Consider the following 19,505-nt stretch of genomic DNA (forward strand, 5'->3'; position numbering starts at 1 on the left):
TTAAATTTAAATTGAATAGGCTAAATTAGGTAAATTTTCATTTTTGTAACCTTAATAAACTATTAAATAAAATTATAAGTTGAAAATTTTATACGTCTGATGTGTCGATTTTACAATCGTTTCCGTGCGTTCCGGATGTGTATCCGAAATAAAGAGCTGTCCAAAAGTATCGCTGTTGACCATTTCAATAATTTTAGATACCCGACTTTCGTCTAGTTTATCAAAGATATCATCAAATAATAGAATTGGTTTTACGCCACTTTGTTTTTTTAGAAATTCAAACTGCGCTAGTTTTAAAGCAATTAGAAATGATTTCTGTTGCCCTTGAGATCCAAATTTCTTGATGGGATGTTCGTCTATTTCAAATGATAAATCATCTTTATGGGTTCCCACGCTAGTATAATGTAATGCTCTGTCTTTATTGATATTTTCTTGTAAAAGTGTCAGTAAATTTTTCTCGAATAAATGACTTTCATACACTAGTTGAACGGTTTCTTGTGAACCCGTTATGGATTGATGGTGTGTGTTGAAAATAGGAATAAACTGGTCGATAAATTCTTTTCTTTTTTCGAAAATATAATTTCCAAAACTGTTGAGCTGCTCATTATATATAGAGAGTGTATCGTTTTCAAAAACATGATTCAGCGCGAAATATTTCAACAAAGCATTACGCTGGCTCATTACTTTCTGGTATTGAATCAGTTGCTGTAAATAATGGGAATCTAACTGTGAAATTACGCTATCCATAAATTTTCTTCGAGTTTCACTGCCTTCCACAATCAAATCCCTGTCGGCAGGAGAAATGATTACCAAAGGGATAAAACCAATATGATCTGAAAATTTATCGTATGCTTTCCCGTTGCGTTTCAATATTTTTTTTTGGCCTTTCTTTAGACTGCAAAGGATTTGTTCGTTTCTTTCGTTTTTTTCAAATTCAGCATCAATTACAAAAAATTCTTCACCGTGTTTTATATTTTGAACGGCTAATGGGTTGAAATAGCTTTTTCCATAAGACAAATGGTAGATTGCATCGAGTACATTTGTCTTTCCAATACCGTTTTTACCTACGAAACAATTTATTTTGCTGTCAAAATCGAAATTTGCTTCCGAAAAATTCTTGTAATTGAATAATGAAATCTTTTTTAAATACATCTTTAAGGCTTGCTGGTATTGAGAACTTTGATGTTTTTGAATAGGTTTTTCAAAGCGGGTGCAAATTATTGAAAAATATCGATAAAAATGGCTTTTAGATTTTTTCTATGGGAATTATTTTTGCTTTGGAAAGAAAGAACCTCTTATGATATTTTTTTTGAATATAAAAGCATATTTTTTATGTCGGTTTGAATAAAAATTTTATTTTTGCGACTCACTAAATTAAAATTAAATGGCTACTTACAGTAAAAGAGGATATAAAGCACCAAAAGAAAAAGAAGTAAATGATGTGGTTGAAGAGGTTAAAATTGATGAAAAAGACAGCACAACAGCTGGTGTTTTTTCAACATTAGACGAAACAGCTTCAAGAACTGAGGATTGGGTAGCTAGAAATCAAAAAGTCATTATAGGATTAGTTGCAGGTGTTGCTTTGTTCACTGTAGGTTATTTAGCGTATCAAAAATTTATTGCTACGCCAAAACAAGATGAAGCAGCTAACGAAATGTTTGTTGCACAAGAAAATTTTCAAAAGGCCACTGACGGAGTTGCGAGTGATTCATTATATAAGTTGTCTTTGAATGGTTCAGAAGGGAAATTTGGATTTTTAAAAATTGCTGATGAATATTCTGGAACAGATGCAGGGAACTTAGCTAATTATTATGCAGGATTAGCTTATTTGAATACAGGAAAATATAATGAAGCTATCGAATATTTAGGGAAATTTAAATCTGAAGATATTGTTTTAGGTGCTTTGGCAAAAGGAGCGATAGGAGATGCTTATTCTCAAAAAAATCAACCAAAAGAAGCTTTAGAAAATTACGTGAAAGCAGCTGAATCAAATAAAAATGACTTTACTACACCACGTTTCTTGTTGAAAGCTGGAAAAGCAGCTTTGGCATTAGGGAATAAAGCGGATGCTTTGAAATATTTTACAGATATAAAAGAAAATTTTGATGCAACTCCAGAAGCTGCTTCAGTTGACGTTTTGATAGGATTGGCACAATAGTAAAAATGATTTAAGATTCCTGATTGAAGATTGAAGATTTTTGTTTTCAAAATACTATCTTTAATATCAGAAATCAAAAATTCTATAATCAAAATTCTATAATCAAATGGCTACCGTAAATAAAAACTTATCCGAGTACGATAAAAATTCAATCCCAAATGCGAAAGATTTTCGCTTTGGGATTGTTGTTTCAGAATGGAATGATTCTATAACTGAAGGACTTTATAAAGGTGCTATAGAAGCCCTTTTAGAAAACCAAGTTCCGGCCCGGCATATTATTCGCTGGAATGTTCCGGGAAGCTTTGAGCTTATTTATGGCTCTAAGAAAATGTTGCAAACGCAGAATGTTGATGCTGTTATCGCTATTGGATGTGTTATTCAAGGGCAAACCAAGCATTTTGATTTTGTATGCGAAGGAGTAACGCAAGGAATTAAAGACTTGAATGTTCAAACTGATATTCCTGTTATTTTTTGTGTTTTAACTGATAATACCATGCAACAATCCATTGATAGAAGTGGAGGAATTCACGGGAACAAAGGTACAGAAGCGGCTATTGCGGCTATAAAAATGGCATATATTCGTCAACAAGCTTCGTTGTCACATCAAATAGATAATCAACATTTATTGTCTGCAGGAGCAATTCAAATAGAAGAAGGTTCGCCTTTAGAGTTGAAGGAATAAACAATAAAAATACTAATTATTAAAACCTATACTGTTTCATAAATAGTATAGGTTTTTTGTTTTTTTTATGATTAAATAAGCTACCATTCCCAATAGAAATTCATTAAATTTGTACTTCTTGGTTTTGAAAACCTAAACCTTAAACTTTAAACCTAAATTTTTTAATGTCGAGTATTATTCAATTACTTCCTGATCACGTTGCCAATCAAATTGCTGCTGGTGAAGTTGTCCAAAGACCAGCTTCGGTGGTTAAAGAATTGCTTGAAAATGCAGTAGATGCCAGAGCAACGGACATCAAGTTAATTATTAAAGATGCAGGAAAGGCATTAGTACAAGTAATTGATAATGGTTTAGGAATGAGCGTAACCGATGCACGTTTGTGCTTTGAACGTCACGCCACTTCCAAAATTCGTCAAGCCGAAGATTTATTTTCGTTGCATACCAAAGGATTTCGTGGAGAAGCATTGGCTTCTATTGCGGCGATTGCCCATGTTGAAATGAAAACCAAGCAAGACCAGGAAGAACTTGGGACGCATATTATAATTGAAGGTAGTAAGTTTGTATCTCAGGACGTTGCTGTTTTGCCAAAAGGCACTTCTTTTGCAGTCAAAAATTTATTCTTTAATATTCCGGCGCGACGTAATTTCCTGAAGTCGGATACGGTAGAATACCGCCATATTATTGATGAATTTCAACGAGTGGCTTTGGCACACCCCAAAATACATTTTACCTTTTATCATAACGGTAGTGAAATGTTTAATTTACCGCCATCTACTTTGCGACAACGAATTGTTACTATTTTTTCGGGTAAAACCAATGAGAAATTAGTTCCGGTTCAGGAAGAAACAGAAATAGTGGCTATTCAAGGATTTGTAAGCAAACCAGAATTTGCCAAGAAAAACCGTGGAGAACAGTTTTTCTTCGTGAATGACCGTTTTATAAAAAGTGGTTATTTGCATCATGCTGTTATGGCTGCTTATGACGGGATTTTGAAAGATGGTGCGCAACCTAGTTATTTTTTATATTTATCAGTACCGCCTAATACGATTGATATTAATATTCATCCCACTAAAACGGAAATTAAATTTGATGACGAACACGCTTTATATGCGATTTTGAGAGCTTCAATAAAACATAGTTTGGGACAATTTAATGTGGCTCCAGTTTTGGATTTTGATCGGGATTCTAATTTGGACACACCCTATCATTACAAAGATTTAGAAGGTGCTACGCCAATGATTCAGGTTGATGGAAATTTCAATCCGTTCTCTGAAGAAAAACCCAGCAAGCAATTTTCTAGTTATAGAAAACCGGAACCAACAGCAAATTGGGAAAGTTTGTATGTAGGCTTAAAACAAGATACAGATGAAATTGGTCATATTACTTTCGAAAATGAAGAAGTGACTTCGTCTTTATTTAATGATGAAGAAGTGGAGCATGCGGTTCATAAAACGTATCAAATTCATAAAAAATACATTGTTTCATCCATCAAATCAGGAATGGTTATTGTGGATCAGCAGCGGGCACATCAGCGTGTTTTGTACGAACAATTTCTGGTTAGTATGACAGTTAATCAAGCGTCAAGTCAACAGTTGTTATTTCCATTAAACTTATTTTTTTCGTCAAGCGAAATGGAGCTTATCGCTGAATTACAACTGTCATTAATGAACACCGGATTTGTTTTCGAAGAAAATAATCCAGACCATATTGTCATTTCGGGAATACCCGTGAATGTGACAGAGAGTGAAGTTTCAATAGTTTTGGAACAATTATTAAGTGATTTACAGGATGGAATTCCAGAAAGCAGTTTTAGCCAGAATGATACCATTGCCAAATCCATGGCGAAAAGTTTAGCGGTAAAAACAGGAACACTCCTTACAGAAAAGGAACAGGAAAACTTGGTGAACGGGCTTTTTGCCTGTAAAGATCCCAATGTTTCCCCATTTCATAAACCCACTTTCATCACCATGCGTGTGGAAGATTTAGATAAAAAGTTTGCACTATGAGAAACGTAACAGAAACGGTTAAGCAATTAATCATTATTAATGTTTTATTTTTTGTTGGGACGCTTGCGTTAGGTGATCCCGCTTATAAAATGCTTTCGATGTATTTCCCTGAAAATCCAAATTTCCAAGTTTGGCAGCCTATTTCGCACATGTTTATGCATGGCGGATTTATGCATATTTTCTTCAACATGTTTGCGTTATATTCTTTTGGATCTGCATTAGAAAGTATTTGGGGAAGCAAAAAATTTCTCTTTTTCTATATTTCCTGTGGCTTAGGTGCAGCATTGCTTCATACAGGAATCAATTATTATTACTATCAGGATGGATTAAATGTTTTGATGGAACAAGGATTTTCTAAAACGGAAATTTTAGCTGTTTTAAATGGAAAAGGAAATGATCAGATTGTTCCGCTTTTAAATAGTGCTAGTTTTCAAAATTTTGTAAGTGCCTATTTTGGAACTGTTGTTGGAGCTTCTGGAGCTATATATGGTGTAATTGTTGCTTTTGCTTTTATGTTCCCTAATGCTGAATTGGCTTTGATGTTTATTCCAGTGCCAATAAAGGCAAAATATTTTGTACCAGGTTTAGTTTTAGTAGATTTGTATTTAGGAATATCAGGGAAATCAATATTTGGTGGCGGTGGCGGAATCGCTCATTTTGCACACGTAGGAGGCGCTTTATTTGGTTTCCTAATTATGTGGTATTGGAAGAAAGATCAGTTTAATAGTAATCGTTGGAATTAATCGCAAAAAAGAATCGAATACAAAATAGCGGCTTATGAGTATAATTGAAGATTTAAAATTGCAAGTTAAAATTGGCGGTGTTGTTACAAAATTAATTTTTTGGAATATTTTGCTCTTCGCAATTCCGACTATTGTTTTTGGACTATTACATTTGTTTGCTATCGATGTCAATTTTTTGTATTACATCAGCTTGTCTTCGAATCTGGGAGATTTGTTATGGAAGCCGTGGTCCGTTATTTCATATGCTTTTTTTCATTCTGATATTTTCCATATTCTGTTCAATCTTTTGATGCTCAACTTTAGCGGAAGATTGTTTTTAACTTTTTTTACTCAAAAGCAATTGCTGAGTTTGTATTTTGTAGGAGCTATTTTTGCGGGTATTATATATTTATTGGGGTATCAATTGTTCCCCAGTTTAACTAATGCAAATACGTCTTTGATTGGTGCATCGGCTTCGGTTATGGCCATTCTTTTTGCAACAGTTGCTTATGCTCCTTTTATGGAGATTCGATTGCTTATTTTCGGACAGGTAAAACTCTGGCATATTGCTTTGGTTCTAGTTATTGTTGACTTAGTTCAATTGCCTATGAGTAATACCGGCGGGCATTTGTCACATTTGGGAGGTGCGATTTTTGGTTGTATTTACATTCAACAACTAAAAAAGGGTCGAGATATTTGTGCTTGGTTTTCGACTATTGTAGATGTTCTTTTTAATTTGGGTAGCAAAAAAGCAACGCCATTCAAGAAAGTACACAAAAATTATAGCAAGCCAGTTGAAAAAAGTACCTCGAGAATAATAGCAAAAGATAAAGCTCAGCAACAAATTGATGAAATTTTGGATAAAATAAGTCAATCAGGTTATGATAGTTTAACTAAAGAAGAGAAAGAATTTTTGTTCAAAGCAGGTAAATAAATTAGCAGTTTTAGTTAGAGAAAATAAAAAAAATGAAAAACCTTTCATGGTTCAATAAAGTAATGTTTGTATTTAATATAGCGCTCGCTGTAATGACTTTCATTGCTTATGTTTTTCCTTTTTTAGCACCAAAATCGTACCCTCTTCTATCAGTGTTAACGCTTTTTATGCCTCTTTTCTTTATTATAAATGGATTGTTTTTTGTTTATTGGGCTCTCCAATTCAAAAAGCGAATGATTGTCTCTGGTCTTGTACTTTTAATTGGAATTACTTTTATCAATAAATTCTATAAATTTTCTGCTGTCGAATTACCCAAAGGAGAAAATGATTTTACTATAATGAGCTACAATGTTCATTTATTCAATGTGTTTAAGTGGATTGATAGAGATGATGTTCCTTCTGAAATTTTAACCTTTATTAATGATAAAAATCCTGATGTATTGTGTATTCAGGAGTACTCTTCTTCAGCCGATATTGATTTTAAAGTGTATCCGCACCGCTATATTTTTACAGATGGAAATAATATTAAAAGTGGGCAGGCTATTTTTTCTAAATTTCCCATTATTAATCAAGGAAATATTGTTTTTGCGAACACAACTAACAATATTGTTTTTGCTGATATTAAAAAAGGAAAGGATATCATCAGAGTGTACAATATGCATTTGCAATCATTGAAAATATCTCCCGATGTTAATGAAATTGATGAAAATATTGATGTGATTAATCAGAAGAAATCAAAAAAGATGCTGATGAGAATTAGTGAAGGTTTCAAAGAGCAACAAGAACAAGCTGAGAAGCTAAAAGAACATGTTAAAGGTTGTGAATATCCAATTATCATTTGTGGGGATATGAATAATAGCGCTTTTTCGTATGTTTATAGAGGTATAAAAGGAAAGCTAAAAGATAGTTTTGAAGAAGCAGGTAAAGGTTTTGGAGAAACATATAAGTTTCGGTATTACCCAGCACGAATTGATTATATCTTTGCCGATGAAAAAATTACGGTCAAGAAGTTTGAAAACTTTCCCGAATTTATTAATTCAGATCATTTTCCTATTATGGCTAGATTATCTTTCGAACAGGAATAATTATAAATGCTATTTTATAAAAGTCTTTGTTTCTTCAAATACTCCACGGCATATTTTCCTTCATTAAATAATAAATCCAGAACACTTAGATTGTTAATAAATCCATGTTTATCATCGAAAACCTGAGTATAAGGTTCAAATATGGATTTGTCATTTTTTCCGTCTACTAAACCTCTAAAGTCATTTATTACAGTTGTTTCAACTTCATGAAAATATTCAGTTGTAGTTGAATATTCGATTTTAAAACGCAAACATTTAGATAGAATAGCTAAAGTTTCAAAATTTAAATCCAATAAAAAGGTATGCTTTTTTTCGAAAATTGGACGTAAATCATCTTCAAAAAATTCAAAAAAAGGAGAACTTCTATACGCTGCTTCCAATGATTTAAAATGCTGTTTTTGCCAGTCAAAATCAGTTTCTATTTTTATATCTTTTGTCTTTTGATGACTTTCTTTCGAATGCTTTACAGGAATATTCAATAACTGAATTCCATTTGGACTGTAAATATAAGTGCGATTGCGATTGGTTTGTTTCTGGAAATTATCTTCAATTTCAAACGTAATACTTTCAGCCTGAGCCATGGCCACAAAATTACTAATTGATGGAAAATAGGTTGGATTCAATAAAGTGTTCATCTTTGAAAGTATTTTAAAAACAAAAGTCATAAAAACATTTTATTGAAATTATGACTTATGAAATTTTCGGATTAACCAATCCTTAAGTTAATCTTTTTTCTCTTTTCTTTTTTTCCAAAAATATTCTCCAACAAAGAAGGCTACTAAGGCAAGAAGGAATAATTTAAAGTACGATTGCGGTTGGCCTTCACCGCTAACAGTTGTGAAAACTCTATCCCAACGAACTTTATTGAGTCCTTTTCCATGAGGGTCGATACTCAGCCATATGAAAATTGGTTTTCCTACGATGTGATCTTCAGGAACATATCCCCAATACCGGCTATCTTCAGAGTTATGACGGTTGTCTCCCATCATCCAATAATAATTTTGGTCGAAAGTGTAGCTATCCACTACTTTACCGTCTATTCTAATTTCGCTCCCATTAACTTTTAAATCTTTCTTCTCATATTCAGAGATAATCATTCTGTAAAATGGAAGTGTTTCAGTAGTTAATGAAACTGTTTTTCCTTTTTGTGGAATGTAAATCGGACCAAAATTATCGCGGTTCCATTTGTTGATATGTGGGAATATACCGCCTTCTATACCTTTTGAGATTTGTCTTGTTACGGATACAACTCCGGGAACATTTTTTAATCTTTCTGCTCCGGCTGCGGTAAGTGCTTTTAAGAACAAAGTATCTCTTAAATCAGTTTTAAACCCTGCATCATCTGTAATATCTAACTCTTTTAATAAAGATTCAAAATCGATTGATGTTTTTCCGTCTAGTGCAACTGCATATGAAAATTGCGGTTTAGCCCTTTCCGGTAATTGTAATATTTTGCCGTTGATGTAAACTATTCCGTCTTTTATAGACAAGCTATCTCCAGGAATACCAACACATCTTTTTACGTAATTCGATTTTTTATCTACTGGTTTGTAAGCTCTTCTTTTTGATGTGTCAAAAAATTTATAAACAGTGTCTACAGGCCAGTTGAAAACCACTATATCAGTTCGATTTATGTTTTGAATACCAGGTAGTCTTAAATAAGGCAATTGCGGCCAAGTAAGATAAGATTTACTTTTAGTCAAAGGAATTGAATCATGTACCATTGGCAAAGCCACAGTAGTCATAGGCACTCTAGCGCCATAATTCATTTTGCTTACAAATAAAAAATCGCCAATTAATAATGATTTCTCCAGTGATGATGTAGGAATAGTATACGGCTGAATAAAATAGGTATGAACTACAGTAGCTACGATAACTGCAAAAAGTAACGAGCTAATGGTATCTGCCGTTTTATTTTCAGGTTGTAAACTTCTGTCTGAGATGTAATCTAATTTTTGGGTATAGTTGACATAATAGATATAGAATCCAAAAGTTACAATACCTAAAAAAGTATCTAACGAAGATTTTTTTCCAAAACTCCTTAAGGTTTCAACCCAAATTACAGGAAACATAATTAGGTTAATAATTGGGATAAAAAGTAAAACGGTCCACCAAGTAGGACGACCAATTATTTTCATTAACACAATTGCATTATAAACAGGAATAGCTGCTTCCCAACGCTTTCTACCTGCACTTTCGTATAATTTCCAAGTTCCTAAAAAGTGAACTACCTGCATGATTAGAAAAAACACAAACCATTGATATGCTGTCATAATTTTTTATTTATAGTTTAAAGTAGTTTCATTCGAAACTAGCTTAGATTAAAACAAGTTTATTTTAAATTTAAAACGTCTTTCATTGTAAAAACACCTTGTTTGCCTATAATCCATTCTGCTGCAATAACCGCTCCGAGGGCAAAACCTTCGCGGTTGTGTGCGGTATGTTTTATTTCGATGGCATCAACAACCGAGTTATAAGTTACCGTATGAGTTCCGGGAACAGTACCAGTTCTTTTGGTATCAATATAAATTTGATTCGCTTCAGGATTTTCTAATGTCCAATTGGTGTATTTACTATTTTCAATTACTCCTTTTGCCAATGAAATTGCAGTTCCACTTGGTGCATCCAGTTTTTGAGTATGATGAATTTCTTCCATTTCAACAGTATAATTGTCAAATTTTGACATTATTTTAGCCAAATACTCATTGAGTTCAAAGAAAATATTTACGCCTAAACTGAAGTTTGAACTGGAAATGAATGCACCGTTTTTGTCTGCGCACAAAGCTAGCATTTCATTATAATGTTCTAACCAGCCTGTAGTTCCTGAGATTACAGGTACATTAGCATGAAAACAACTTGAAATATTGGGTACAGCGGCTGTTGGAACACTGAAATCAATGGCTACATCTGCATTTGAAAGCCCTTCATAAGTGTTGAATTCATCCTTTTTCAAAACGATTTCATGACCTCTTTCAAGAGCAATTCTTTCTATTACCTGACCCATTTTTCCATATCCTAAAAGCGCAATTTTCATTTGTTTTATTTTTTTAAATTTAAATAAACAGTAACCTGACGAGTCGTATCGACCTGTGGTTAAAAGTTATAGTTAAGAGTTAGTCCGAAGTTTGTTTTGAATGTTACATCATTGGGATAAATATTTGGTCTTACGGATAAATTTTCATCCACATTGAACTGTATTAATGCAGCGTCAACATTAGCATCCACAATATTTAAAACATAAAAACCTAAAGTTATCAATGCCGACAAATCCCTATTTCTCTGATAAAATTTTTGGCCTGCAATCAATCGTGTTTTATCTAAATAAGCGTAATTGTCATCCGTGTAACCCTCGAGCCTGCGTTTATAGGCATCTCGGTATTGATGGTATTTTTTATTGCTATCAATATAATAATAAAGACTAGTCCCCATAGCACCATAAACGATGGGTATTTTCCAATATTTTTTGTTGTAAGCTTGTCCAAGTCCTGGTAAAATTGCCGAATAAAAGGCTGCTTTTGCAGGTGTCAAGGGATCAATATCATTTGATTTCAAAGTGTCTTTTGCTATCAGAACCGCATCCTTAGTTTTCGATTGTGCAAAAACAGTTGCGTTTCCTGTTATAAAGAGGAATAGACCTATGAAAATGATTTTACGCACTACTCGTTTATTAATTTAATAATTCGGTTGAAGTCTTCTTCAGAGTGAAATGGAATAGTGATTTTCCCTTTACCGTTTCCGGCTACTTTTACATCCACTTTGGTTCCAAAATAATTTGTAAAAGTACTTTTGTGAGCAGCTGCAATTTCAAAGGAAGCCGCTTTAGGTTTACCGGCAGGTTTTGGTTTTAAACTTTCCTGATAGTTTTTTACCAAAGCTTCCGTGTCACGAACCGAAAGGTTTTGACTAACGATTTTTTGATAAATATCAGTTTGAATGTCTTGGTCTTCAATATTGATTATCGCACGACCATGACCCATACTGATAAAACCATCACGAATCCCAGTTTGGATTATCGGGTCTAATTTTAAAAGTCTCAAATAATTGGCAATTGTAGAACGTTTTTTCCCCACACGCTCACTCATTTGTTCTTGAGTCAATTGAATTTCATCAATCAAACGTTGGTATGAAAGTGCAATCTCAATTGGATCTAAATCATGACGTTGAATATTTTCAACCAAGGCCATAACTAGTGATTCATTATCGTTTGCAATACGAATATAAGCAGGAACGGTAGTCAATCCCACAAGAGTTGACGCCCGAAGACGGCGTTCACCCGAAATCAATTGGTATTTATTGAAGTCTAATTTACGTACGGTAATGGGCTGAATAACGCCTAATTCTTTGATAGAAGTCGCTAGTTCTCTCAGAGATTCCTCATTGAAATTACTTCTGGGCTGAAACGGATTTATTTCTATCGCATCAATTTCAAGCTCAATAATATTCCCTACAACTTTATCGGCATTTTTATCGTTTACGGATTTTATATCGTTTTCCGGATCTTTCAATAACGCAGATAATCCTCTTCCTAAGGCTTGTTTTTTTAGTGCTTTTGCCATAAAACTATTTACTGTTTTTCTTTATAACTTCTTGAGCAAGATGTAAGTAATTGGTAGCTCCTTTGCTTGTCGCATCGTAGTTTATTATACTTTCTCCAAAGCTTGGTGCTTCGCTCAGTTTTACATTTCTTTGAATAATGGTGTCAAAAACCATGTCGTTGAAATGTTTTTGAACCTCTTCAACTACTTGGTTTGATAAACGCAATCTCGAGTCAAACATGGTCAATAATAACCCTTCAATGTCTAAATCGGGATTGTGAATTTTTTGGATACTTTTTATGGTATTCAATAATTTGCCTAAACCTTCTAATGCAAAATATTCACATTGAATAGGAATAATTACGGAATCAGCTGCAGTCAAAGCGTTCAAGGTAAGTAATCCAAGAGATGGCGCACAATCTATAATAATATAATCATACTCGTCTTTGACACTTTCCAATGCTTTTTTAAGCATATACTCCCTGTTTTCTTTATCGACTAATTCGATTTCAATAGCAACAAGATCAATATGAGATGGAATCACATCTACATTTGGAGCGGAACATTTTATAATTGCCTCTTTCGGCGTATGACTATGCTCCAGAATTTGATATGTACCAATTTCAACAGATTCAACATCAATACCCAATCCTGATGAGGCATTTGCCTGGGGGTCAGCATCAATAAGTAATACTTTCTTTTCTAAAACACCCAGTGAAGCAGCCAGATTTACAGACGTTGTAGTCTTTCCAACTCCACCTTTTTGATTAGCAATCGCGATGATTTTGCCCATTTATTTTTCTAAATTTTGAACCGTAAAAATACAATTATTTATGGTTTCTAAAAATCTATTTTGTTAACATTTGTTAAAGGTTGATTAGTCGCTATTTGACAGATTCGAATTTTTAAGACGGATATGATTTTCGGGAGCTATTCCTGCGGTTCGTTTCTATCCCGATGTTTTTTGCCACCGATAGCTAGAGACGAGATTTTAATATTTATTTATCTAAAAACGAAGAATTTCAAGTATTTAAATTAATTGGTATAATAAAAGATATCCTGTGGCTGTACCTAGATTGAAATGTCTATGTTTACATTAACAGCTATAAATAGTAGGAGTTTATTTTTAGATTGCAATGCCTCGATTTGTTTTCTCTTAATCGAGGGTTTGTTGCTGAACCTTATTGTCGGTTTTTATTTGAAATTTGAATACTTATCAATCTTTACAATTAGATTTTTATAAAAAAAGCAATTAGCGCCATTTCAAAAAAATAATGTTTCAAAAATATCTGGCAAGGGTAAAAAATAGAAATAAAATTATTTCAGTAGTACTTTAATTATTCAAATTAATATGCTTCTTTATTTTAATAAAATAAAAACAATAACATGAAAATTGGATTAATAGGATTTGGAAAAACAGGTAAAGCCGTAGCTTCGGTAATTCTTCAAAATAAAGAATTTTGTTTGGAATGGGTGTTAAGGCAAAGTACACTTTTAGAACATAGATCAGTTCCTGAATTCTTAGGGGTACATTCTGATGAACCAGGATTAATATATTCCAGTTCTAAGATTTCAATGGAAGAACTTTTAGATAAACACCCGGTGGATATTATCATTGATTTTTCTTCAGATCAAGGGATTTATACGTATGGATCGATAGCAGCCGAGCGGGAGATTAAAATTATTTCGGCTATATCGCATTATAAAGAAAAGGAAATAGAATTACTGAAACAATTAGCACTGAAAACCACTGTGTTTTGGTCTCCCAATATTACTTTAGGGGTTAATTATTTATTATTTGCAGCTAAATTTTTAAAAAAAATTGCACCATGGGTAGATGTTGAAATCAATGAGGAGCATTTTAAATTAAAAGAGGGAACTTCGGGTACTGCAATTAAAATTGCGGAAGCATTGGATGTTGAAAAAGAGAATATAAATTCGGTTAGGGCAGGGGGTATTGTGGGGAAACATGAGATAATTTTTGGATTTCCATTTCAAACGGTTCGACTGATTCACGAATCCATTTCAAGAGAAGCTTTTGGTAGCGGAGTGATTTTTGTTGCCGAAAATTTAAAAAATAAAAGTAAAGGTTTGTATAATTTTGAAGATATTTTACAACCTTATTTTTCGACTTAGGTTATAAAGGTCAATTCTTCGGACCTTTCGGCTTCGCTTTTTCGGGATGCCATAATGATTTTATCATACAAAAAAGTCGAACATTTCTGTTCGACTTTTGTCGGGGTGGCAGGATTCGAACCTGCGGCCTCCTGCTCCCAAAGCAGGCGCGATAACCGAGCTACGCTACACCCCGTAATTCTGGTGCAAAGATAGAATTATTTTTTATTTGACCAAACCAAAAAACAAAATAGGGGAATATTATTTCGGAATAGGTAAAAATGATCTTTTTATCGCCATATTTTTTTATTAAAAAACTACATTTGCAACTTCAAAAATGTAATAAAAAACAACATGTCTGATACAATCGAAAAAATAAAATGTCTTATTATAGGGTCTGGCCCTGCGGGTTATACAGCAGCTATATATGCCGCCAGAGCAAATATGAACCCGGTTTTATATCAGGGAATTCAACCTGGGGGTCAATTAACAACAACCAATGAAGTAGAGAACTTTCCGGGTTATGTTGATGGTGTTACAGGTCCCGAGATGATGGTTCAATTGCAAGCGCAAGCACAACGTTTTGGTACTGATGTGCGTGACGGTTGGGCAACTAAAGTAGATTTTTCAGGGGATATTCATAAAGTTTGGATCAATGGCACTAAAGAATTGCATTGTGAAACCGTAATTATTTCGACAGGTGCATCTGCTAAATATTTAGGTTTACCTTCAGAGCAGCACTATTTAAAAATGGGTGGTGGCGTTTCTGCATGTGCTGTTTGTGATGGTTTTTTCTATAGAAATCAAGAAGTAGTAATCGTTGGAGCAGGAGATTCAGCTTGTGAAGAAGCACACTATTTGTCTAAGCTTTGTAAAAAAGTAACAATGTTGGTGCGAAGTGAAAAATTCAGAGCTTCTAAAATTATGGAAGAACGCGTTCGTAAAACGGAGAACATAACGATATTAATGAATCACGATACTGTTGAAGTATTAGGAGACGAGCAAGTTGTTGAAGGGGTAAAAGCTTTAAATAAAACTACGGGGGAGATTTTTGATATTCCTGCTACCGGTTTCTTTGTGGCTATTGGGCACAAACCAAATACGGATATTTTCAATGAGTTTATTACATTAGACGAAACAGGATATATTATCAATACTCCAGGAACTTCAAAAACAAATGTTGATGGCGTTTTCGTAGCTGGTGATGCTGCGGATCATGTATATCGTCAAGCAATAACAGCTGCTGGAACAGGTTGTATGGCTGCTCTTGATGCCGAGAGATATTTGGCTTCTAAAGAATAATCAGATTTCTATTTTTTTAGATAAAAGATAATAGACGGATAGATAAAAGATTTGTTAGGAAATTTTCTATCGCGTTAGCTTTTCAAAATGAAAAAAGTCCCATTTGCCTTAGCAAGTGGGACTTTTTGTTGGTGATTTATGGGGTAAGTTTAAATACAATGGTATTACATCTCTTTTTCTCCCCTCCTTCGGAGGGGTTGGGGGAAGATTCTCTATTTCAATTTTTTAAACAATTTAGCTTCATCGGCAAATTTTCGTATTTCGATTTTTGGTGTTCCCAAAAGCTGAATTTCTGATTTTTCGGCAGCATCTATAATAACTGTTACAGTTGCGTTTAAACTGCAATTGGAATAACTTTCGGTGGTTACATCGGCATTTTTTACGGTAAGTTTACTGGCTGTTAATGCTGAATTGTTATCCAATCGGATACTTGCATTGGTCGCGTCACCCTCAATAGTCGCGGTTGATTTTTGGTACATATCCACTTTCAAATCAACAGTAGTAGCTAATGCTTTTAGAGATGCATTTTTACTTAATTCGATAATTGCGTTTTCGGATTTCAAATTAAGTTCTGTTTTTGATTTGTCATCAGCCTGTAGTATAAAATTCTTGGCATTGACATTCAAATAAAGTTGGGAAAAATCATAAGCTTTAAATGTTAAATTGTCCAATTGAATTTCTTGTATTGCATTTACAGTCGATTCGTTTTTTGAAATTATCAAGTTTAAATCTTTAGTATAGGTAACTCTTACAATTATTTTTTTGGAGCTTACTGCTTCCTTAGTGGTATAAATGCGCAGTATTTTGTCTCTTAAATCAACTGAAATAATATCATGTAAATTATCGTCAGCTTCAACTTTCAGTTCCGTTTTTTCTCCTCTTTCCAAATGAACTTCAATATTATCTTCTACTTCAAGGGATTCAAAATTACCAACTTCTCTTTGTTCAACGGTAACTGTTTTCGAACCTTTTATTTTATCTTTTTTCTGTGCAAAGGTCAATGTAGTTGATAAAAGGAGCAGAAGTATTACTGTATGTTTTTTCATTTTCATTTTGAATTAGGATCTATACAAATATAAAAAAATCATCCACTTTTGATGGATGATTTGTCTAATTTTTGATTAAAAAAGGAATTCTTATTCCTGATGAATACTTCCTCCTGAATGAGCTTCTTTCCGAATCGATTTTGGAATAATATTATAGTTTATGCTTGCTCCGCTAGATGCTGTAGCATCCAAGCTCACGATTGGATGTACATTAATAGTAGAACCACTTGAGGCGTGAGCTTTGATCTCATTTACCAATAAATCTTTGGCATCTATAGTACTTCCACTTGACGCTGTTGCTTCAAGTTTAAGTGCTTTACCATTGATGGCAATAGTACTTCCGCTACTGGATTCATTGTAAATAGCATCGGATTCAATATTTAAATTTATTGAAGCTGCACTGGATGCTTCGAGTCTGATACTTTCCCCTTTTATTATATTTATGCTTTTGATTGTAGCAGCTCCAGAAGCTTCTAACTGATCAATAATAGGTATTTTTACGGTTACTTTTTTTGATTTTATATTGTTGAAAGAATTGTAATTACAAGCAATAATAAGAACGCCGTTTTCTACTTTTGTTGTGATTTCTTTTTGCAAATTATCATCAGCTTCAACAATAATTTCTATTTTGTCTGATTGTTCAATGACAAGATCAATAGCATTACTGACTTCAATGCTTTTAAAATCGCCTTTTACAATTCGCTTTTCGGTTGTGACATGGCCACTTCCTTCTATTGATTTTATGTTTATCATGTGATTACATGATGCAAACAATAATGCAACCAAAGTGACAATAATAAATTTTGTGATTAATGTGATGATTTTTATCATGGCTATTTGGTTTTAATGATAATGCCGTCTTTATTAATTTTTAATTCTTGAATATTATTTTTTGAATCAATGATAGTATCATTTTTTACAGAAACTCCATTTTTATTAATTGTAACCGATGTTTGAGTGCTGTCATCGTCCATGTCGTTTTCTACGTCATCATATTCATTTTCATCAGCAGGACAATTCAAACATTTTATTTGTGAATTTTCTACTTTATAAATATAGTTGTCAGAACTATAATGCAAGTTGAAGAACGAATCATCAGAACTGTCATAATCCTGAACTGAAGAATCTGGTTTCAATAAAGTCCCTTCAGGTAAGTATAAAAAGATTTCCACTTCCTGATCACGGAATTTATTAGTTACCTCAGTCAATAAATAATTGTCTAAAATTAAATGATTTCCTTCAATTTTAATAGTGTATTTTATTTTTTCGGCTCTTTTTTTGGCATCTTGAAATGATTTCCCTCTTGCCATTTTCTCAATCTGAATGAATGGTAATTTCTCATCCGTATGTAAAATTTGAAACCTCACATTGTTGGAATAAATTAATTCAGTATTTGCAGAATCCTGTACAAATTTGAAGTTTTCTCTTTCATTAATACTTTTTGTATAATAATCATTGTATCTAAATTTTACATATAAAGTGTCCGTTGGCATCAGATTAATAGTTTCTTTTTGAACAGTTTTTCCTTCGTATGCCACTTCAGATGCTTGTTTTATTCCAATTGAAATTAGGATTGCTATGGCAATTATCCAAAGTGCCAACAGCGTATATTTTGCAATATTTCCTATTGACTTTATATTTGGAGACAATAATTTAAAACCTAATAGTGTCAAGAAAAAGAATGGAATCCCTACAGCAAAGAACATCAATAGTCCAAAAGACCATATTGGATAATCAGTAAAATTCCCCGCTTCAATGAAACTTTGCCAAGGCACATCAATAAAATTTGAAGAACCTAAAGTAAAAACGGCTATCAGTAAACAAATTAAAGTTGCAATTCCGGTTATAATCAAAATCACACCCAGAAATTTTGCAAAAACCTTAAAAACAGTCATGATAAAATCACCAAATGAGTTTCCTATTCTATTGGCACCCGTTTTTATTTGATTGCCATATTTGTCGTAATCAACATTTTTTATTTTTCCTGAAACGCTTTCAAACTCTTCTCTAACTTTTTTTTCGATATTCGAAATGTTAACTGGTTCTCCAGTCATTTCTAGCTTTTCTGATGTTGTAATGGCTTCTGGTGTTACAACCCAAAGAATGATGTAAGCAAGAATACCAGTTCCAAATCCAGCAAAAACTAATAGTAATAAAACAATTCTGATCCAAACAGCATCGATTCCAAAATAGTGCCCTAATCCTGCAGCAACACCACCAATCATTCCTTTTTCTTTATCTCTGTACAGTTTTTTTGATCTTCTATTAGTGTTGTCACTATACGTTTGAGAACCTTTCAATTCATCTTCAATGATGTAATCTTCAGGTTGTCCCATTACGGTAATTACCTCATCTACATCTTTTAATCCTACAACGTGTTTGTCACTTTTTTGTTTCTCGTTCAATAATTCCGAAACACGCATTTCGATATCTTTTATAATCTCATCATGTCCTGATGAATTCGATAAAGAACGTTTTATAGCATCAAAGTATCGTGTTAATTTTTGGTATGCATCTTCATCTATATGAAAGAACATTCCGCCTAAGTTTATATTTACAGTTTTGTTCATGACTATTGTTTTTGGTTGGTTATAAGGTTTACGGCATCAGATAATTCAGTCCAAGTACCACTAAGTTCGTTTAAAAAAGCTTGTCCTATTTCGGTCAGACCATAGTATTTTCTTGGTGGTCCTGATGTTGATTCTTCCCAACGGTAGTTGAGTAATCCATCGTTTTTCAATCTTGTGAGTAATGGATAAATGGTTCCCTCCACGACTAATAATTTTGCGTTTTTCAAAGTGTCTAATATTTCCGATGTGTAGGCATCTTTTTCTTTCAATACGGATAAGATGCAAAACTCGAGAACACCTTTACGCATCTGGGCTTTTGTGTTTTCAATGTTCATAATTTCTTTTTTTTG

19 protein-coding genes and 1 tRNA gene are annotated in these 19,505 nt (G+C 33.3%); 8 read left to right on the forward strand and 12 right to left on the reverse strand.

Features of this window, described 5'->3' with window-relative positions; genetic code table 11:
* Positions 1-72: 72 nt before the first annotated feature.
* Positions 73-1,152, reverse strand: coding sequence for a DNA replication/repair protein RecF (gene recF / locus ACNQGG_RS15595; RefSeq protein ID WP_417965497.1), 1,080 nt, complete (start codon positions 1,150-1,152; stop codon positions 73-75).
* Positions 1,153-1,384: 232 nt separating this feature from the next.
* Here recF and ACNQGG_RS15600 point away from each other — a divergent pair, with 232 nt between their 5' ends.
* The 6 genes from ACNQGG_RS15600 (at position 1,385) to ACNQGG_RS15625 (ending at position 7,587) form a co-directional block, all read left to right on the forward strand.
* Entirely contained in the window at positions 1,385-2,158 is a 774-nt protein-coding gene (locus ACNQGG_RS15600; protein WP_417965498.1) for a tetratricopeptide repeat protein, read from the forward strand.
* A 106-nt stretch (positions 2,159-2,264) separates the two neighbouring features.
* Complete coding sequence (gene ribH, locus ACNQGG_RS15605; RefSeq protein ID WP_417965500.1) at positions 2,265-2,840, forward strand: 6,7-dimethyl-8-ribityllumazine synthase; 576 nt, start codon at positions 2,265-2,267, stop codon at positions 2,838-2,840.
* Positions 2,841-3,004: 164 nt separating this feature from the next.
* Complete coding sequence (gene mutL, locus ACNQGG_RS15610; RefSeq protein ID WP_417965502.1) at positions 3,005-4,846, forward strand: DNA mismatch repair endonuclease MutL; 1,842 nt, start codon at positions 3,005-3,007, stop codon at positions 4,844-4,846.
* Complete coding sequence (locus ACNQGG_RS15615) at positions 4,843-5,589, forward strand: rhomboid family intramembrane serine protease (RefSeq protein WP_417965504.1); 747 nt, start codon at positions 4,843-4,845, stop codon at positions 5,587-5,589. Before mutL ends, ACNQGG_RS15615 begins: the two co-directional genes overlap by 4 nt.
* Before the next feature lie 34 nt (positions 5,590-5,623).
* Positions 5,624-6,502 carry a rhomboid family intramembrane serine protease gene (locus tag ACNQGG_RS15620; RefSeq protein ID WP_417965506.1) on the forward strand — a complete coding sequence of 293 codons (879 nt, stop codon included), beginning with the start codon at positions 5,624-5,626 and terminating at the stop codon, positions 6,500-6,502.
* A gap of 32 nt (positions 6,503-6,534) precedes the next feature.
* Complete coding sequence (locus ACNQGG_RS15625; RefSeq protein ID WP_417965508.1) at positions 6,535-7,587, forward strand: endonuclease/exonuclease/phosphatase family protein; 1,053 nt, start codon at positions 6,535-6,537, stop codon at positions 7,585-7,587.
* Positions 7,588-7,601: 14 nt separating this feature from the next.
* On the opposite strand, the gene ACNQGG_RS15630 is transcribed toward ACNQGG_RS15625, so the two are convergent.
* The 6 genes from ACNQGG_RS15630 to ACNQGG_RS15655 form a co-directional block, all read right to left on the reverse strand.
* On the reverse strand, positions 7,602-8,222 hold the full coding sequence (locus ACNQGG_RS15630; RefSeq protein ID WP_417965510.1) for a WbqC family protein: 621 nt from the start codon (positions 8,220-8,222) through the stop codon (positions 7,602-7,604).
* Positions 8,223-8,309: 87 nt separating this feature from the next.
* On the reverse strand, positions 8,310-9,860 hold the full coding sequence (gene lepB / locus ACNQGG_RS15635; protein WP_417965512.1) for a signal peptidase I: 1,551 nt from the start codon (positions 9,858-9,860) through the stop codon (positions 8,310-8,312).
* A gap of 59 nt (positions 9,861-9,919) precedes the next feature.
* On the reverse strand, positions 9,920-10,621 hold the full coding sequence (gene dapB, locus ACNQGG_RS15640) for a 4-hydroxy-tetrahydrodipicolinate reductase (protein WP_417965514.1): 702 nt from the start codon (positions 10,619-10,621) through the stop codon (positions 9,920-9,922).
* 59 nt (positions 10,622-10,680) lie between these two features.
* Entirely contained in the window at positions 10,681-11,244 is a 564-nt protein-coding gene (locus tag ACNQGG_RS15645) for a DUF5683 domain-containing protein (protein ID WP_417965516.1), read from the reverse strand.
* Positions 11,244-12,143, reverse strand: a complete 900-nt coding sequence (locus tag ACNQGG_RS15650; protein ID WP_417965518.1) for a ParB/RepB/Spo0J family partition protein — start codon at positions 12,141-12,143, stop codon at positions 11,244-11,246. The genes ACNQGG_RS15645 and ACNQGG_RS15650 overlap by 1 nt, the downstream gene beginning before the upstream one ends.
* Before the next feature lie 4 nt (positions 12,144-12,147).
* Entirely contained in the window at positions 12,148-12,915 is a 768-nt protein-coding gene (locus tag ACNQGG_RS15655; RefSeq protein ID WP_416837053.1) for a ParA family protein, read from the reverse strand.
* Between the two features lie 593 nt (positions 12,916-13,508).
* On the opposite strand from ACNQGG_RS15655, the gene ACNQGG_RS15660 reads away from it, so the two are divergent.
* A complete protein-coding gene (locus tag ACNQGG_RS15660) occupies positions 13,509-14,258 on the forward strand; it encodes a 4-hydroxy-tetrahydrodipicolinate reductase (protein WP_417965520.1) in 750 nt (249 codons plus the stop codon).
* Positions 14,259-14,358: 100 nt separating this feature from the next.
* Here the strand turns inward: ACNQGG_RS15660 and ACNQGG_RS15665 are convergent.
* Positions 14,359-14,433 (reverse strand) — tRNA-Pro (locus tag ACNQGG_RS15665).
* A gap of 158 nt (positions 14,434-14,591) precedes the next feature.
* On the opposite strand from ACNQGG_RS15665, the gene trxB reads away from it, so the two are divergent.
* The gene (gene trxB / locus ACNQGG_RS15670) at positions 14,592-15,539 is read left to right on the forward strand and encodes a thioredoxin-disulfide reductase (protein ID WP_417965522.1); all 948 of its coding nucleotides are present in this window, start codon (positions 14,592-14,594) and stop codon (positions 15,537-15,539) included.
* 212 nt (positions 15,540-15,751) lie between these two features.
* Here the strand turns inward: trxB and ACNQGG_RS15675 are convergent, their stop codons facing one another.
* The 4 genes from ACNQGG_RS15675 to ACNQGG_RS15690 all read right to left on the reverse strand — a co-directional run bounded on the left by ACNQGG_RS15675 (position 15,752) and on the right by ACNQGG_RS15690 (position 19,490).
* The gene (locus tag ACNQGG_RS15675; protein WP_417965524.1) at positions 15,752-16,585 is read right to left on the reverse strand and encodes a GIN domain-containing protein; all 834 of its coding nucleotides are present in this window, start codon (positions 16,583-16,585) and stop codon (positions 15,752-15,754) included.
* A gap of 90 nt (positions 16,586-16,675) precedes the next feature.
* Complete coding sequence (locus ACNQGG_RS15680) at positions 16,676-17,416, reverse strand: head GIN domain-containing protein (protein ID WP_417965526.1); 741 nt, start codon at positions 17,414-17,416, stop codon at positions 16,676-16,678.
* A gap of 2 nt (positions 17,417-17,418) precedes the next feature.
* On the reverse strand, positions 17,419-19,155 hold the full coding sequence (locus ACNQGG_RS15685; RefSeq protein ID WP_417965528.1) for a PspC domain-containing protein: 1,737 nt from the start codon (positions 19,153-19,155) through the stop codon (positions 17,419-17,421).
* 2 nt (positions 19,156-19,157) lie between these two features.
* Positions 19,158-19,490, reverse strand: a complete 333-nt coding sequence (locus tag ACNQGG_RS15690) for a PadR family transcriptional regulator (RefSeq protein ID WP_314897111.1) — start codon at positions 19,488-19,490, stop codon at positions 19,158-19,160.
* Positions 19,491-19,505 lie beyond the last annotated feature (15 nt).

The sequence above is a fragment of the Flavobacterium esculini genome (genome assembly GCF_048284325.1).
GTDB lineage: Bacteria > Bacteroidota > Bacteroidia > Flavobacteriales > Flavobacteriaceae > Flavobacterium.

What these genes read in the sequence shown, in the direction of transcription:
- ACNQGG_RS15685 (WP_417965528.1), bottom strand. Translation starts at nt 19,155, where the DNA reads ATGAACAAAACTGTAAATATAAACTTAGGCGGAATGTTCTTTCATATA.
- recF (WP_417965497.1), bottom strand. Translation starts at nt 1,152, where the DNA reads ATGTATTTAAAAAAGATTTCATTATTCAATTACAAGAATTTTTCGGAA.
- trxB (WP_417965522.1), top strand. Translation starts at nt 14,592, where the DNA reads ATGTCTGATACAATCGAAAAAATAAAATGTCTTATTATAGGGTCTGGC.
- ACNQGG_RS15625 (WP_417965508.1), top strand. Translation starts at nt 6,535, where the DNA reads ATGAAAAACCTTTCATGGTTCAATAAAGTAATGTTTGTATTTAATATA.
- ACNQGG_RS15650 (WP_417965518.1), bottom strand. Translation starts at nt 12,143, where the DNA reads ATGGCAAAAGCACTAAAAAAACAAGCCTTAGGAAGAGGATTATCTGCG.
- ACNQGG_RS15660 (WP_417965520.1), top strand. Translation starts at nt 13,509, where the DNA reads ATGAAAATTGGATTAATAGGATTTGGAAAAACAGGTAAAGCCGTAGCT.
- ACNQGG_RS15600 (WP_417965498.1), top strand. Translation starts at nt 1,385, where the DNA reads ATGGCTACTTACAGTAAAAGAGGATATAAAGCACCAAAAGAAAAAGAA.
- dapB (WP_417965514.1), bottom strand. Translation starts at nt 10,621, where the DNA reads ATGAAAATTGCGCTTTTAGGATATGGAAAAATGGGTCAGGTAATAGAA.
- ribH (WP_417965500.1), top strand. Translation starts at nt 2,265, where the DNA reads ATGGCTACCGTAAATAAAAACTTATCCGAGTACGATAAAAATTCAATC.
- ACNQGG_RS15620 (WP_417965506.1), top strand. Translation starts at nt 5,624, where the DNA reads ATGAGTATAATTGAAGATTTAAAATTGCAAGTTAAAATTGGCGGTGTT.
- ACNQGG_RS15680 (WP_417965526.1), bottom strand. Translation starts at nt 17,416, where the DNA reads ATGATAAAAATCATCACATTAATCACAAAATTTATTATTGTCACTTTG.
- ACNQGG_RS15690 (WP_314897111.1), bottom strand. Translation starts at nt 19,490, where the DNA reads ATGAACATTGAAAACACAAAAGCCCAGATGCGTAAAGGTGTTCTCGAG.
- ACNQGG_RS15630 (WP_417965510.1), bottom strand. Translation starts at nt 8,222, where the DNA reads ATGAACACTTTATTGAATCCAACCTATTTTCCATCAATTAGTAATTTT.
- mutL (WP_417965502.1), top strand. Translation starts at nt 3,005, where the DNA reads ATGTCGAGTATTATTCAATTACTTCCTGATCACGTTGCCAATCAAATT.
- ACNQGG_RS15675 (WP_417965524.1), bottom strand. Translation starts at nt 16,585, where the DNA reads ATGAAAAAACATACAGTAATACTTCTGCTCCTTTTATCAACTACATTG.
- lepB (WP_417965512.1), bottom strand. Translation starts at nt 9,860, where the DNA reads ATGACAGCATATCAATGGTTTGTGTTTTTTCTAATCATGCAGGTAGTT.
- ACNQGG_RS15655 (WP_416837053.1), bottom strand. Translation starts at nt 12,915, where the DNA reads ATGGGCAAAATCATCGCGATTGCTAATCAAAAAGGTGGAGTTGGAAAG.
- ACNQGG_RS15615 (WP_417965504.1), top strand. Translation starts at nt 4,843, where the DNA reads ATGAGAAACGTAACAGAAACGGTTAAGCAATTAATCATTATTAATGTT.